The sequence below is a fragment of the Bartonella sp. AA78NXGY genome, assembly GCF_042197005.1.
In the GTDB taxonomy this organism is placed as follows: domain Bacteria; phylum Pseudomonadota; class Alphaproteobacteria; order Rhizobiales; family Rhizobiaceae; genus Bartonella.
The window spans coordinates 100284-115545 of record NZ_JBHIRI010000004.1; the positions used below are offsets into that span (position 1 = coordinate 100284).

General features: G+C 35.4%; 12 protein-coding genes. 9 read left to right on the forward strand and 3 right to left on the reverse strand.

The window, feature by feature from the left end; all coding sequences use genetic code 11:
• The first annotated feature begins 10 nt into the window (after window positions 1-10).
• The 7 genes from topA to ACFINL_RS03825 all read left to right on the forward strand — a co-directional run bounded on the left by topA (window position 11) and on the right by ACFINL_RS03825 (window position 8644).
• Window positions 11-2584: a type I DNA topoisomerase gene (topA, locus tag ACFINL_RS03795; RefSeq protein WP_375650379.1), complete on the forward strand. Its 2574-nt coding sequence runs from the start codon at window positions 11-13 to the stop codon at window positions 2582-2584.
• Between the two features lie 3 nt (window positions 2585-2587).
• Window positions 2588-4864: a ribonuclease R gene (gene rnr, locus ACFINL_RS03800; protein WP_375650382.1), complete on the forward strand. Its 2277-nt coding sequence runs from the start codon at window positions 2588-2590 to the stop codon at window positions 4862-4864.
• A gap of 275 nt (window positions 4865-5139) precedes the next feature.
• Entirely contained in the window at window positions 5140-6312 is a 1173-nt protein-coding gene (locus ACFINL_RS03805; protein WP_273791015.1) for an MFS transporter, read from the forward strand.
• 102 nt (window positions 6313-6414) lie between these two features.
• Window positions 6415-6582, forward strand: coding sequence for a 50S ribosomal protein L33 (rpmG, locus tag ACFINL_RS03810; RefSeq protein WP_004864083.1), 168 nt, complete (start codon window positions 6415-6417; stop codon window positions 6580-6582).
• Window positions 6583-6909: 327 nt separating this feature from the next.
• Window positions 6910-7473 (forward strand): thermonuclease family protein, encoded by a 564-nt coding sequence (locus ACFINL_RS03815; protein ID WP_375650387.1) that lies wholly within the window; start codon window positions 6910-6912, stop codon window positions 7471-7473.
• A gap of 28 nt (window positions 7474-7501) precedes the next feature.
• Window positions 7502-8131 carry a uracil-DNA glycosylase family protein gene (locus tag ACFINL_RS03820; RefSeq protein ID WP_375650391.1) on the forward strand — a complete coding sequence of 210 codons (630 nt, stop codon included), beginning with the start codon at window positions 7502-7504 and terminating at the stop codon, window positions 8129-8131.
• Window positions 8132-8152: 21 nt separating this feature from the next.
• On the forward strand, window positions 8153-8644 hold the full coding sequence (locus ACFINL_RS03825; protein ID WP_375608344.1) for an Lrp/AsnC family transcriptional regulator: 492 nt from the start codon (window positions 8153-8155) through the stop codon (window positions 8642-8644).
• 48 nt (window positions 8645-8692) lie between these two features.
• Here the strand turns inward: ACFINL_RS03825 and cobT are convergent, their stop codons facing one another.
• The 3 genes from cobT to glpD form a co-directional block, all read right to left on the reverse strand.
• A complete protein-coding gene (cobT, locus tag ACFINL_RS03830) occupies window positions 8693-9679 on the reverse strand; it encodes a nicotinate-nucleotide--dimethylbenzimidazole phosphoribosyltransferase (protein ID WP_375650395.1) in 987 nt (328 codons plus the stop codon).
• 392 nt (window positions 9680-10071) lie between these two features.
• Complete coding sequence (gene dusA / locus ACFINL_RS03835; RefSeq protein ID WP_375650399.1) at window positions 10072-11052, reverse strand: tRNA dihydrouridine(20/20a) synthase DusA; 981 nt, start codon at window positions 11050-11052, stop codon at window positions 10072-10074.
• A 698-nt stretch (window positions 11053-11750) separates the two neighbouring features.
• Window positions 11751-13280, reverse strand: coding sequence for a glycerol-3-phosphate dehydrogenase (gene glpD, locus ACFINL_RS03840; protein ID WP_375650403.1), 1530 nt, complete (start codon window positions 13278-13280; stop codon window positions 11751-11753).
• A gap of 345 nt (window positions 13281-13625) precedes the next feature.
• Between glpD and ACFINL_RS03845 the strand changes: the two genes are divergently transcribed.
• Both ACFINL_RS03845 and accB read left to right on the forward strand, forming a co-directional pair.
• Entirely contained in the window at window positions 13626-14498 is an 873-nt protein-coding gene (locus tag ACFINL_RS03845) for a DsbA family protein (protein ID WP_375611947.1), read from the forward strand.
• Between the two features lie 260 nt (window positions 14499-14758).
• A complete protein-coding gene (gene accB / locus ACFINL_RS03850; protein ID WP_375611948.1) occupies window positions 14759-15256 on the forward strand; it encodes an acetyl-CoA carboxylase biotin carboxyl carrier protein in 498 nt (165 codons plus the stop codon).
• Window positions 15257-15262 lie beyond the last annotated feature (6 nt).

Consider the following 15262-nt stretch of genomic DNA (forward strand, 5'->3'; position numbering starts at 1 on the left):
GGGTAAAATTATGAATATCGTTATCGTTGAATCTCCAGCAAAAGCAAAAACAATTAATAAATATCTTGGATCTCAATACAAAGTTGTCGCATCATTTGGACATGTTCGTGATTTGCCTGCAAAAGATGGTTCTGTTTTACCGGATCAAGATTTTTCTATGAAATGGGATATAGATTCTGCTGCCGCTAAACGTTTAAATGAAATAGCAAAAGCCGTTAAAGAAGCTGATAGCCTTATATTAGCAACAGACCCTGATCGTGAAGGGGAAGCTATTTCATGGCATATTCTGGATGTTCTCCGTCAAAAAAAAGTTTTAAAAGATAAACCTATTAAAAGAGTTGTCTTCAATGCCATCACCAAAAAGTCTGTGCTTGATGCTATGAATAATCCACGTGATATTGATACATCCCTTGTCGATGCTTATCTTGCACGTCGTGCTCTCGATTATCTCGTTGGTTTTACACTTTCACCTGTTTTATGGCGTAAACTCCCTGGTGCGCGTTCAGCAGGACGCGTTCAATCGGTTGCTTTGCGTATTATTTGTGATCGTGAATCAGAAATAGAACATTTTATCAAAGAAGATTATTGGTCCATTACAACACAGTTAAAAACCATCCGAAATGATAGTTTCCAAGCAAGATTGACAATGTTTAATCAAAGAAAAATAGGCAAGCTTGATATTCAATCTCAAGAACAAGCAGACCAAATTCGCTTTATGCTGGAGAAAGCTCAATATCATACACTCAGTGTTGAAGCAAAACCTACAAAGAGAAATCCTTTTCCTCCATTTACGACCTCTACACTACAACAAGCAGCTTCTTCAAAATTAGGTTTTTCAGCTTCTCGCACTATGCAAATTGCCCAAAAGCTTTATGAAGGCATTGAAATTAATGGTGAAACGGCAGGGCTTATTACTTATATGCGTACCGATGGTGTGCAGATAGCACCAGAGGCTATTGATTCAGCACGAAAAGTTATTCATGAAACTTTCGGAAAAGACTATATTCCTGAAAAGCCACGTTTTTATTCAACAAAGGCAAAAAATGCACAGGAAGCACATGAAGCGATCCGCCCAACAGATTTTCAACGCAATCCTAGTCAAGTCCGTAATTTTCTCGATAGCGATCAAGCAAAGCTCTATGATCTGATATGGAAGCGTGCCATTGCCAGCCAAATGCGCTCTGCTGACATTGAACGTACAACCGTTGAAATTGAAGCACAGCAAGGAGAAGAGCGTGCAAATCTACGGGCAACAGGATCTGTTGTTCGTTTTGATGGCTTTATTTCCGTCTACACGGATCAACGAGACGAAGAAAATAATGAAGAAAATGAAACAACACGTTTACCACAAATAAACACTGGTGAAGCACTTACAAAAGAAAAAGTTGAATCTGTACAACATACCACAGAGCCCCCTCCCCGTTATTCTGAAGCTTCATTAATTAAAAAGCTTGAGGAGTTAGGAATTGGTCGTCCTTCAACTTATGCATCCACATTAGCGACATTGTGTGACCGTGGATATATTGTCATTGATAAACGAAAGCTTATTCCCGATGCCAAGGGACGTATTGTTACAGCCTTTCTTGAAAATTTTTTTAATCGCTATGTAGAATATGGTTTCACAGCAGATCTTGAAGAAAAACTGGATCTTATCTCTGATGGCAAACTTTCTTGGAAAGACGTATTGCGAGATTTTTGGGATGGATTTAATGCATCTATTAGCAATATCCAAGAACTCCGTATAACCAATGTTCTTGATGCTTTAAATGTAACATTAGCACCTCTCGCCTTTCCTGAACGCGAAGATGGAAGTGATGTGCGTTCCTGTCCTCTTTGTAAAAATGGTCAATTATCATTAAAACTTGGGCGTTATGGTGCTTTTGTTGGCTGTTCCAATTATCCCGAATGTAAATACACACACCAACTTGGTACAGATACTGGAGAAGAGAATGAAGCTGTACGCAATGATGAACCTGTTATACTTGGTATTGACCCTGAAACAGGAAAAGAGATCTCTCTTCGTAATGGCCGGTTTGGTCCCTATATTCAACTTGGTGAAAGCAAAGAAGTTAAGCGTGCAGGATTACCAAAAGAATGGCAGGCAGAAAATGTAACCCTTGATAAAGCCTTGGCTTTACTATCCCTTCCCCGTGAAATTGGCATTCATCCTGAAACCGGAAAAACAATCACGGCTACGATTGGACGATATGGTCCCTATCTTAGCCATAATGGAAAATCTGCGCGCCTTCTTCATGCAGATGAAGTTTTTGATATTGGTATCAATCGCGCTGTTACAGTATTAGCAGAACAACAAGAAAACAAAACCAGGCAAAGCAGAACAACACCTGAAGCATTGGCAACATTAGGAGAGCATCCCGAAGGAGGAACCATTACCGTGCGCAACGGGCGTTATGGTCCTTATGTCAATTGGGGTAAAATTAATGCAACATTGCCAAAAGATAAAGATCCCATTAGTGTAACACTTCCAGAGGCACTAGAACTTATATCGGCTAAAGCATCGAGTAAAAAAACAACTTCAAAAAGAGCTTCTTCTAAAACAAAAGCAAAAATAAAAGAGACATAAATTTTGGCTAAAGGTGAAAAAAACATAAAATATCTCTCTTCATTCAAGGGGAAAACTTTTCCCAATAAGGAAGCAATCCTTTCCTTTATAATTGAGAATCCTAACCACTCAAGTAAACGAGAAATCGCTAAAGCTTTTAACTTAAAAGGCGATTCTCGTATCTGGCTTAGAGATATGTTACGTGAGTTAAAGGATCAAAATCTCATATCTAAACACCACAAAAGAGCAATAAACAAAGGAAAATTACCCCCTGTTTCTTTAGTAAAAATTAGCGGACGTGATAAAGATGGAAGTTTTATTGCACAACCTCTTGAATGGGAAGATTCTCCAAAGCCCAATATTGAAATACACTCTTTTCATCACATAACAGGAAGTAATATTGGTGTTGGAGATCATATTCTTGTAAAAGTTTTTCGAAATAAAAATTCTGAAAGCTCAAGCCATCCTTATACGGGACGAATTATTCGTAAAATTGATGTATCTCCCAAAAGCGCATTTGCTATTGTACGAAAATTGGAAAATAATCAATGGCGCCTTGATCCTATAGACCGCAAAACCAATGAACTCATTGTTGAAATGTCTCCAGAAATGAAGATTCAAATTGGTGATCTCGTTGAAGTCGAAATAAAAAAAAATACTGGTTACGGATTAAAGAGCGCAAAAATAAAGAATGTTTTAGGGCACATTAAGAGTGAGAAAACACTCTCAATGATAGCGCTTCTTTCGAAAGGAATTCCTTATATTTTTCCTGAAAGTGTTCTTGAGCAAGCCAAACATATCAAAGCTGCCAATATGGATAATCGTGAAGATTGGCGACAATTACCCTTTATTACAATTGATCCACCAGATGCAAAAGACCATGATGATGCAGTTTATGCAACCAAGGATAAGGATCCAGCAAATAATGATGGTTGGATTATTATTGTAGCCATTGCAGATGTTTCTTATTATATCAAAACAGGAAGTGCTTTAGATAAAGAAGCATTGAAACGTGGAAATTCTGTTTATTTTCCCGATACCGTTGTGCCAATGTTACCTGAACGCCTTTCTCATGATTTATGTTCTCTGCGTGAAGGAAAAGAAAGACCAGCTTTAGCCGTTCGTATGATTTTTGATGCAAACGGTAATAAACGAAAACATAGTTTTCATCGTACTATGATTCGTGTAAGAGCCAAACTTTCTTATCAAGAAGTACAATTGGCAATTGAAGGTAATATAAATGAAAAAATAACCCCTCTTTTTGAGAGCATTTTGCACCCCTTATGGGAAGCCTATGCATGCCTTAAAGCTGCGCGAAATCGTCGCCAACCACTAGAATTAGAAATTGCAGAAAAAAAGATTATTCTTGATCAAAATGGATGCATAAAAGATGTTGTGAGTGAACCACAACTAGAAGCGCATCGTTTAATTGAAGAGTTTATGATACAAGCTAATATTGCAGCTTCTGAAACATTAAAACAACATCACCAGCCGCTCATTTATCGTATTCATGAAAAACCTTCTCTTGCTAAGCAAGAAATACTTCGGAGCTTTCTTCAAAGTTTGGGGATACCACTCTCCCGCGGAAGCGAACTTACCTCAGCGCGCCTTAATAGAATTTTAGAAAAGGTCGCTCATACTCAACAACAAGAACTAGTCAATCAAGTTATTTTGCGTTCACAATCACAAGCAGAGTACAACCCTAAAAATAGTGGCCATTTTGGTTTGAATTTGCAGAACTATACACATTTTACATCACCAATCCGTCGTTATGCTGATCTCATTATTCATCGAGCACTCATTAAAGCTCTCAAATTAGGAAATGATCAATTAACAGATACACAAGAACAAAATCTTGCAGAAATTGCTACGCAAGTTTCTTTATACGAACGCCGTGCAATGATGGCTGAAAGAGAAACGATTGATCGGCTTGTTGCTCACTATTTAACGAATAAAATCGGTCGTATTTTTACAGGCCGCATTTCCGGAGTTACAAAAGCAGGTCTTTTTATCTCACTTGATAAACTCAATACAGATGGTTTTGTCCATATTTCTACACTTAAAAATGATTATTATCATTTTGATGAAGCACAACATGTTCTTGTAGGACAGCGTAGCCATAAAGGCTATCAGCTCAGTGATGTTGTAGAAGTAAAACTTATAACGGTACAACCTTTTGCTGGCGCTTTATGCTTTGAACTGTTAACAAAACCTCGTCCAATAAAATTTTCACCGACATCCTACCATAAAAACAAATTAAAAAAACAAAAGTATACTTTTTATGGGAAAAGAAAAAATTAATCTTCTTGCCTCCATTAAATATAATATGAATAATAAATTCAATTTAAGAAATGGCTTATATTATATAATATTTATATTATTTTATATGTACAATCTTCTTTCTTTAGTATACAAGAGGGTAAATTTTATTGTTAAGTCTATAATAACCATATAAAAATCTTGCAGTTTTTTATACTTAGGAAATGAGAGAAACTGCAAAGGATAGTTTTGGCTCCCTTTCATTTCAGCTCATCTTTTCATTGTTTAAATAAACAAGAGTACCTTAAGCCATTTTCATGAAAAAAAAACCTTTTGACTCTCAAAATAATTCTTTGCGTGCAATTATTGCAGCTATTGCAACCATTGGCACTGTTGGAACAGCATTGGCAATGGGAACACAACTTGTCTCTCTTCTTATGGCAGAGAAAGGACTTTCCAACAGTACAATCGGCTATAGTGGAACAGTTGGTGGAATCGCCACAATTATTGCAGCTATTTTTACGTCTCGAATTGCCTTATGCTTAGGAATCGCTCAAACAATATTGCTTATGATGGCGATAGGATCTTTAAGTTTTTTAGGATTCTATTTTTTTGATCCCATATGGATTTGGTTTATTTTAAAGTTTATATTACATTTCAGCATGACAGTTATGTTTATCCTATCAGAGTTTTGGATCAACAGTTATGCTCCCCCAAAAAAACGCGGTTTGATCCTTTCTATTTATGCTATTGTCTTAGGATTAGGGTTTATAATAGGTCTAACGCTGCTAGCAAAAGTGGGAACACAAGGATTTATTCCTTTTGCTGTTGGATATAGCCTTATTATACTTGCTACTATACCAATTCTTACCGCTTGGAAATTAAGTCCAGAATTTCAAAAAAATCAATATATGCCATTTTTTCGTTATCTTTTTCACGTTCCAAGTGCAATGATGGCGGTCCTTGTTTACGGGGCCATTCAAATGGGCGTATTAACTCTTATAATACCCTTTAGTTTATCCATTGGTTATAATGAGAATGAAGCAGCACATTTTATGGCAACCCTTGCACTTGGGAATATTTTCCTCTTAATTCCTATCAGCATTATAAGCGACTACGCCAAAGATCGACGCTACCCGCTGATGAGTTGCGCTATTCTAGGTTTTATAGGAACTTTTATAGTACCATGGATTCTTCAATATCCATGGATTCTGATGCTTGATTTGTTTTTTCTGGGTGGTGTATCAGCGAGCCTTTATACAATTAGTCTTGCACATTTAGGAGCCCGTCTCAAGGGGCAAGAACTTGCTGCTGCTAATTCTGCTTTTATTTTTTGTTATGGAATTGGTATGCTCATCGGACCGACCTTTATCGGAAAATCCATGGATATCTTTAAACCCTTTGGTTTTTCAATAGCCATGGCTGTTTTTTTCGGTTTATATGTCATTTTGGTGTTTGTCCAACTTATGAGAAAATTAATCAGCTCTTGACTTTTTTGAGAACATCCGTAGTGTTGCCGGAAAATCTGATGATGTCGGAAATAAGTTTTGACAGCAATAATATTTTTTCAGTATAAATAGGGTATTTACATTATGGCTAAAGCAGCAACCATTAAGATCAAGCTTTTATCAACTGCAGATACTGGTTTTTTCTATGTAACAAAGAAAAACAGCCGTACAATGACAGATAAAATGAGCAAGCGTAAATATGATCCAGTTGTAAAAAAGCACGTTGAATTTAAGGAAACAAAAATTAAATAAATAAAATTATCATTGAATTGATAGATTTTATACTCCAAAAGAAATGTGGGAGTATTGCTCTTCAAAGTTATTTTTTGAGGGCTGTTTTTTATTTCCTTAAGTTTAAAAAGTTTACTTTAAAATTTGTTTTTGTACGGATTTGGATAAGTTGAATTATTATTTAAGTTGCTTACATATATTCTGCATGAGTATTTGATTATTGTGATATCTAACGAAAATTTTGTCATTAAAACGAGACATTGTTTCGTCATATGAATAAAGTTTCTCGGGTGAATTATAAACAATACTAAAATAGAGTTATAGTAATGTTAGCAGTTTCTTTATTTCATGAAAAAATCTTTTTCTCATTTTAATCTAAGAAGCTTTAATCTAAAAGTAATCGGTTTCAGTATTTTTGTTGCTGCTAGCATTCTTATCATTATGTCAGCTTATTTTAAGAAAACTCAGCGGTTGCCTCAAAAAGAAAAATTTTCTTCTCAAAACTCTGTTGAAGGAAATGCATTAATCATTGATGGCGATACCATTATGATTTCTTCAATTAAGATTCGACTAGCTGGAATTGATGCTCCTGAACTCCACCAATTTTGTGGAAAAAAGGAAGCGCGCTACCCTTGTGGGCTTGAGGCAAAAAAATATTTAGAAAAACTATTAAAAAATCAAACTGTTACATGTTACTGGCAAAAAACAGATAAATATCGCCGTATTCTTGCAACATGTAAAACAAAACAAGTTAGCAATATCAACGCAACACTTGTACATAATGGTTGGGCTGTAAATTATTATGAATACCCCAAAGAAGAGCAAGAAGCTAGAAAGAAAAAGAAAGGAATATGGGCATCAAGTTTTCAACGACCAAAAGAATGGCGCAAAGCAAATCCTCGCACAGAATAAAAAAAATATTTTTTAATTTTATTTACTAATGAAACAATGTAGCCCAATTATCAAACTTGAAAAAGAGATCTATTCCTGTCGTGTTTGCGTCCAACAACCCCATTATTTTCCTCCTCTTCCTCATGAACCAAACCCTGTCGTTTATTTATCCGATACTGCTTCGATTGCAATTGCAGGCCAAGCACCAGGGTTGCGTGTCCATGAAACTTCTATCCCTTTTAATGATCGCTCTGGCGAAAAATTGCGTAATTGGCTAGGTGTCACGAAAGAAGAATTTTATAATAAATCTCTCTTTGCTATTGTTCCTATGGGATTTTGTTTTCCAAGTTATGATAAAAATAAAGCTGATTTACCACCAAGACGTGAATGTCGAGAAATATGGCATGAAAAGATATTTCAGGCAATGCCTCAAATAAAGCTTGTTCTTGCCATTGGTCGTTATGCGCAAAAGTGGCACATTACAGAATTAAAACATAAAACCGTTTCTGCAACTGTTGGTGATTGGAGAAATATTCTTTCCATTCCTCAACCTCGAGGCTATAATGTTATGCCTTTGCCTCATCCGTCATGGCGAAATACTTCTTGGTTACAGAAAAATCCATGGTTTAACGATGAGCTTATTGTATATCTGCGTCGTTTAGTGCGTAAATTTTTATAAATTAAAATATTGAGAAGAAATATGGATCGTCTTGACCGAAAAATTTTACATCTTTTGCAAGAAAATGCGACACTTTCTGTTGCTGATATTGCTAAAAAAGTGGGACTTTCGACCACTCCTTGCTGGCGTAGGATTCAAAAACTTGAAGAAGATGGCGTCATTCAACGTCGTGTTGCTGTTCTTTCTCCAGAAAAAGTAAACGCACACGTCACTGTTTTTGTGTCTATTCGCACAAATACACATAGTCATGAATGGTTTAAGCGTTTTTCAAAAATTGTGCAAGAATTCCGTGAAGTCATTGAATTTTATCGAATGAGTGGAGATATTGACTATTTATTGCGTGTTGTTGTGCCCAACATTGAAGCTTATGATCTTTTTTATAAAAAATTAATTTCTAAAATTGACATCCGTGATGTCTCTTCTTCTTTCGCAATGGAACAGATTAAATATACAACAGAACTTCCACTTAATTATATTAAATTACACGACAAGACGCATGAACAAAGCTCTTAAGATTTTTTATATCCGTCTTATGATCTTTTAGGCATTCAAACTTTCTTGTTAAAAAAACACCATTTGTGCATGTGTTAAAACAGCAGCTTTGACAATACCAGCTGCCATAGCTGCTCCTGTCCCTTCACCAAGACGCATCCCCAAATCTAGAAGTGGTTCTTTGCCAATTTTTTTTAAAAGTTTACGATGAGCTGTCTCAGAAGAAACATGTCCAACAAGGGTATGATCAAGAGCTTTTGGATGTATTTTATAAAGGATCGCTGCTGCTGCTGTTGCCACAAAACCATCTAAAATAACGGGTATCTTTTCCATTCTTGCCGCTAAAATAGCACCAACCATAGCAGCAATTTCACGTCCTCCTAAGCGACGCATTATCTCAAAAGGATCATTTAAATGCTCCTTATGCAAGGAAACTGCTGCCTTAACCGCTGCTATTTTACGCTGATAAAAATCACCCTCCGATTCCATATCATATCCTGTCCACTCTTCAACGTCTCCACCAAACAATGCTAAACATAAAGCTGAAGCTATTGTTGTGTTTCCAATTCCCATTTCACCAATACATAAAAGATCTGTTCCACCAGCAATGGATTCCATTCCAAATGCCATTGTAGCAGCTGCACTTCTCTCGTCCATTGCAGCATCCTTGGTAATATTCATTGTTGGATATTCCAATGCTAAATCAAAAATTTTTAATCCCAGATCATAAGCGATACAAATTTGGTTGATAGCAGCACCGCCAGATGCAAAATTTTGTACCATTTTTTGTGTCATAGATTGTGGAAATGGTGTAATATTCTCCTCTACAATACCATGGTTTCCAGAAAAAATAGCAACCAAAGGTCGCGTTACTATAGGTTTTTCTGTACCTCTCCACCCCGCATACCAAACAGCAAGATCTCCTAGTTTTCCCAATGTTCCTTGCTCTTTTGTTAAGTTTTTTTGCCGTTTTTTTGCCAAAATTATAGAAAACTCATCAGCAACAGGTAAATTTGTAAGTAAAGCACGAAAATCATCAAATGGACTAGCGATCATAAGGATACCTTTTAAAATCTACAATGTTTATGAAAATCACGTCATATATACAGGATATGAATAATTTATTGTTTTTTTAACAGTGCTTTAAAAATGTTAAATACTATGAAAGCAATAATTTCTACATTCTATTTTCTACCCCAATAACAAACGTGCAAGATTCAAAATGTTATTAATATCTTATGACTACCTTTACAGTGATACCCTTAAGTTATTTTTTATTTAATAGGTATAATCAGCATGCCGTTTAATATATAAATTCTAACATTCTTATTCATAATAAAAGTTATAAACTTTCAAAAACTTATAAAATTAAAAGGATCAAAATTATCGCAAAGAAATCAAAACGCAAAGGATCTCAACTTTAATATATGTTAATTGTCTGACTGTTATTAAATGAGAGCATAAAAAGCTTCTTTTAAAGTACATATATCTGCGTTTGGTTTTGTCGCATCATTTGATAGTATTTGCCGCCATCGACGTGCCCCACCCCGCCCATGAAATAAACCAATCATGTGACGTGTCACATGAGAAAGCCGCCCCCCCGATGCAATATGTCGAGCTGCATAATCACACATAAGCTCAATAAGATCACTCTCACTTAGACTATTCTGCGACTCACCATAGAGTTCAAAATCAATATGTTTTAACAAAGTTGGATCATGATAAACTTGGCGACCAACCATGACAGCATCACAGAAAGTTAAGTGTTCTTTGATCTCATCAATCGATTTAATTCCACCATTTATCCCAATGAATTTATGAGGATATTGACGTTTTAATTTGTAAACCCTTTCATAATTAAGGGGCGGAATATTGCGATTTTCTTTCGGACTCAATCCTTGTAGCCATGCCTTGCGTGCATGTATCCAGAGCGCATCACATCCAGCATTCCAAACTTGATTAGCCAAAAGATCTAATGCTAATTCTTCATCTTGTTCGTCCACTCCAATCCGACATTTGACAGTTACAGGTACAGTAACCTCTTGTTTCATTGCTTCTACGGCATTTGCCACAATGTCTGGATGTAGCATCAAACAAGCTCCAAAGACACCTGCTTGAACACGATTTGATGGACAACCAACATTGAGATTTATTTCGTTGTAGCCAAAATCCTCAGCAATTCGTGCAGCTTCTGCTAACTTTTTCGGATCTGCCCCCCCTAATTGTAATGCAACTGGACGTTCTTTGTCGCTAAAAGCCAACAATTGTTCACGAACACCATGAATGACAGCATCTGCTACCATCATTTCCGTATAAAGGAGAGCTTTTTTCGTTAAAAGACGATAAAAAAACCTGCAATGTCGGTCTGTCCAGTCCAACATTGGTGCTACTGCAAATTTTATAGGCGATGGAAGGTTGTAAAATATCATGAGGGTATTACTCTCATGTCCTTATAGCTCTCTCTTTATACATAAAAAAATACTTACTTTTAGTTTACGGAAAATTTTATTCTCTTATACTATCATGAGTATAATAACAGCTCATTATTTTCAATTGATATCAAGGTTTACTACAATCAATCATGCCAAAACACAATATCGCATTTCTCATAGATTAGTGTTCAGGTATATAAACATGAAAAAAGAAGATTTTTACTATAATATAAAAAACTCATTTATAAGTTCTTCTTACGCTCTTCAAGCCTCTTCCCTTACATGATTTAGTACAGCGTTTAAGATAATAAATGCTAAACTAACACATTATACAATTTTTCATGATCGATTTAATTTTCTTTAGATTTTTTTAACTCATTGTGCAAATAAACGATACAGAAAGTAGCTTTATCTTCTCCTAAAGAAGAAAAAAACCTTATTTCACACGAATCTAATTATAAATTATTTTTTATCAATGAGTTCTTTTTGGTGATATTCTTAGATTTCACTTTATAAGATAGACAAATTTCATCTTAAATATTCTATCTAATTTTGCCATTTTGTGATTCTTGCAAAAAAAAACTAAAATCAGGGTATAGACAACCATTGCCTTTTTAATATCTATAACTAATATCAGTATCTCTCGAAGGAAAATATTTTACAATATTGCAGATACAATCTGTAAAATGAAATGATCATAAACGTTGTTCAATCTCTTGTTGGCTTTGCATATAGGAAGAAAGAGTATCAACCTCTTGTTCATTAAATAGGAGCCCCAGTTTTGAACGACGCCATAACACATCTTCACATACTTTAGCCCATTCTTTTTCCATCAACCATTTTACTTCTACTTCATAAAGCCCATGTCCGAAATTTTTTCCTTTATTTGCCTTACCATGTGCAAAGATCACCAATGCTTCCGTACCGTAAGAGCGTGCAAGCCTGCGATGTGTAAAAGCATCTAAATCTGGCATTAAAAGAGCAATCCTATTTTCGATTGTATCTAATTTGTTATAGGGAAAATCACCCCCTGGAAGTACTGCCTTAGCCGTCCATGATGCTCCCTTTTTACCAAGCTCTTTTTCAACAAATTTCATCGCATCTTCAGCCAACTTACGATAAGTTGTAATCTTTCCACCATAAAGATTAAGTATCTTTGGTGTCGTTCCTGTTCCCATTTCTTTAAAAACATAATCGCGCGTAATTTCTTGTGCTTTTGAAGCTCCATCATCATAGAGTGGACGAACTCCCGAGTAAGACCAGACAATCGTTTCAGGCAACACTGGTTGTATGAAATATTCACTGGCTGCTGCACAAATATAATCAATTTCTTTATCAGTAATATGAACGTCAGCCGGATCTCCTTGATAATTACAATCTGTTGTTCCAAGTAAGGTAAACTCTTCTTGATACGGAATAGCAAATATAATACGCCCATCACCATTTTGAAAAATATAAGCACGATCATGAGTATAAAGCTTGGGAACCAAAATATGAGAACCTCTAACAAGCCGTACTGGTGAATGTTCTTTACAATCTAATATGCTTGCTAAAACATGATCAATCCAAGGACCTGTCATATTCGCGACATAAGAAGCTGTGACACTATATTCTTTGCTACTTAACTTGTCTTGAAGAAAGATACGCCATTTATTGTCTTCTTTTTTTAAAGAGAGAACTTCTGTTCGTACTTTTATATCAGCTCCCCACTTTTCTGCATCACGAGCATTGCCAATAACTAAACGCGCATCATCTACTCTTGCATCAGAATATTCAAAACCTCTCTGATATTCTTTCTTCAGTGTAGAGCAAAATTTTTTTGAAAAATTAATCGTTTTACTGCGCCACAATTTCTGATTCCAATTCCCTAAATAATCATAAATAAAAAGTCCAAAACGCAACATCCAAGCAGGGCGCAATTCTTTATGATAAGGAAGGAGAAAACGCAAAGGACGCACAATATGTGGAGCCATACGTAAAATGATCTCGCGTTCTTTCAATGCTTCACGAACAAGTTTGAACTCATAGTGTTCAAGATAACGAAGCCCACCATGAATAAGCTTTGTTGACGCACTTGAGGTCCCAGATGCAAGATCGTTCATTTCAGCCAATCCCACTTTAAATCCGCGTCCTGCTGCATCTCTTGCCAATCCACAGCCGTTTATCCCTCCTCCAATGATAAACAGCTCATAATGTGTTGTGGTTTTCATAATTTCACTTTTCATTATTTTATTTTGTTTCTCAGTACTCAATAAATCAACAGGAAAAAATAATACAAGTGTTCTTCATTGTATTATCAACGTACTTTTTCCTAAAATAAACATGCACAAAAAGCTTTTGATACCCTTATACATCAAAACAACATTTGACAAATTAAAGAGAATTTTTTTATCTTTTACAAAACATAATCCTTACCAAGACAAGGTTTATCATATGAAATCTTTTTAGAGAAAAATTGATGTTTTTTCTCATTCTTAAAGATACACTATAACTAAATGCTTCATTGCACATAGATAGCGCTTTTCATATAGTTCACTCAATGACACCCTAAAAAATGTGAAGGTATACAAATGAATTATCACTCTCAAAACTCGAAAATAATACTTTTTTCAAAAATTTTAGTCATAGTTATGTCGAGTATTTTAATCTTTTTACCTTCTTTATCAAACGCAACATCACACTCAAAAACAGCAAATGATTTAAGCTTAGAAAAGCTTAAATCACAACTTTTGGAAGATTCTAGCTTTTTATCTAAGCTTAAAGAAAAAATGATACCACATACTGATTCTCATCATATTCAACAAATCGTCAGAGAGTATCTTCTTACTCATCCAGAAATTATGATTGAAATGCAGCTTATTCTTCAAGATAAGCTGGAAAAACAGAATGAATACGAAAACCAAAAACAAACTTCTGTCATTCATTCATTAGAAAAGGAAATTTTTCACTCTCCTCATGACGCTGTTTTGGGGAATCCAAATGGTAAAAAAATACTTGTTGATTTTTTTGATTACAATTGCAGATTTTGTAAAAGTGCCTATTCAGATATAGAAAGCTTGATAAAAGAATATCCAGATCTACGGGTTATTATCAAGGATTTACCGATTTTGGGATCTGATTCTATGGCGGCTCATACCGTTGCCTATGCATTTCGAAAACAATTTCCAGAAAAATATCCTCAGTTTCATAAAAAGCTTTTAATGCATCAAGGGCGTGCAAATGAAGCTAAAGCTATAAAAATAGCTGTTTCATTAGGAGCAGATGAAAAAAAACTACATAATGCAATAAAAGATCCCACTCTGCAAAACGCTTTTAAAGAAAACATTCAAATTGCCTCTGCACTTCATATTACGGGAACACCTTCTTACATCATTGGTAATAAAATATTCATCGGCGCAGCCAGACAAGATATTCTAAAACAAGCGATAGATAATACACAGTGAATACCTGATCCGTTTTAGGAAGAATACTGTAAATGAGGTAATTTTATGCTTTCTCTTTTTTGATAACAGGCTTATAAGTGCAATTTTACGTAAAGCAGATACAAGTTTTAAATTGCAAAGTATAATGATTTAAAGGAAATAAAAATCTTTAAAGCCTCAAAAGATGTCATCCCTAATCTAGAGATATTCGGTCATAAAATGAGATTCGGTCATAAAATGAGATAATGACGATCTTCATTGATCAAGGAGTTAGAAATAAAATGGCAACAAAAAAAATGGATTCGGCAAAAACCGCAATTGATACGAAAATTATTCGTGATCTTGCTGAAATTTTGAATGATACAAATTTAACGAACATTGAAGTTGAACAAGGGGAGCTTCGTATTTGTGTCTCACGCCAAAATACCTTAACTTCTTCTGAGCAAGCAATCTATGCCCCTGTTTCTACTCCTACTTTTTCTGTAACATCTTCTCCAGTTCCAACAGCTGAATCTCCTATACAATTTATCCAAGAAGATAAATCAAAAAACACAATAACCTCTCCAATGGTTGGAACAGCTTATCTTGCACCCTCACCAGGCGCACAACCTTTTGTAGAAGTAGGACAAAATGTTTCTGAAGGGGAGACATTACTTATTATTGAAGCCATGAAAACAATGAATCAAATTTCATCACCGCGCTCCGGTACGGTAACCACTGTTCTTGTCAAAGATGGTCAACCTGTTGAATTTGGTGAACCACTTATTATTGTTGAATAAAGCGAG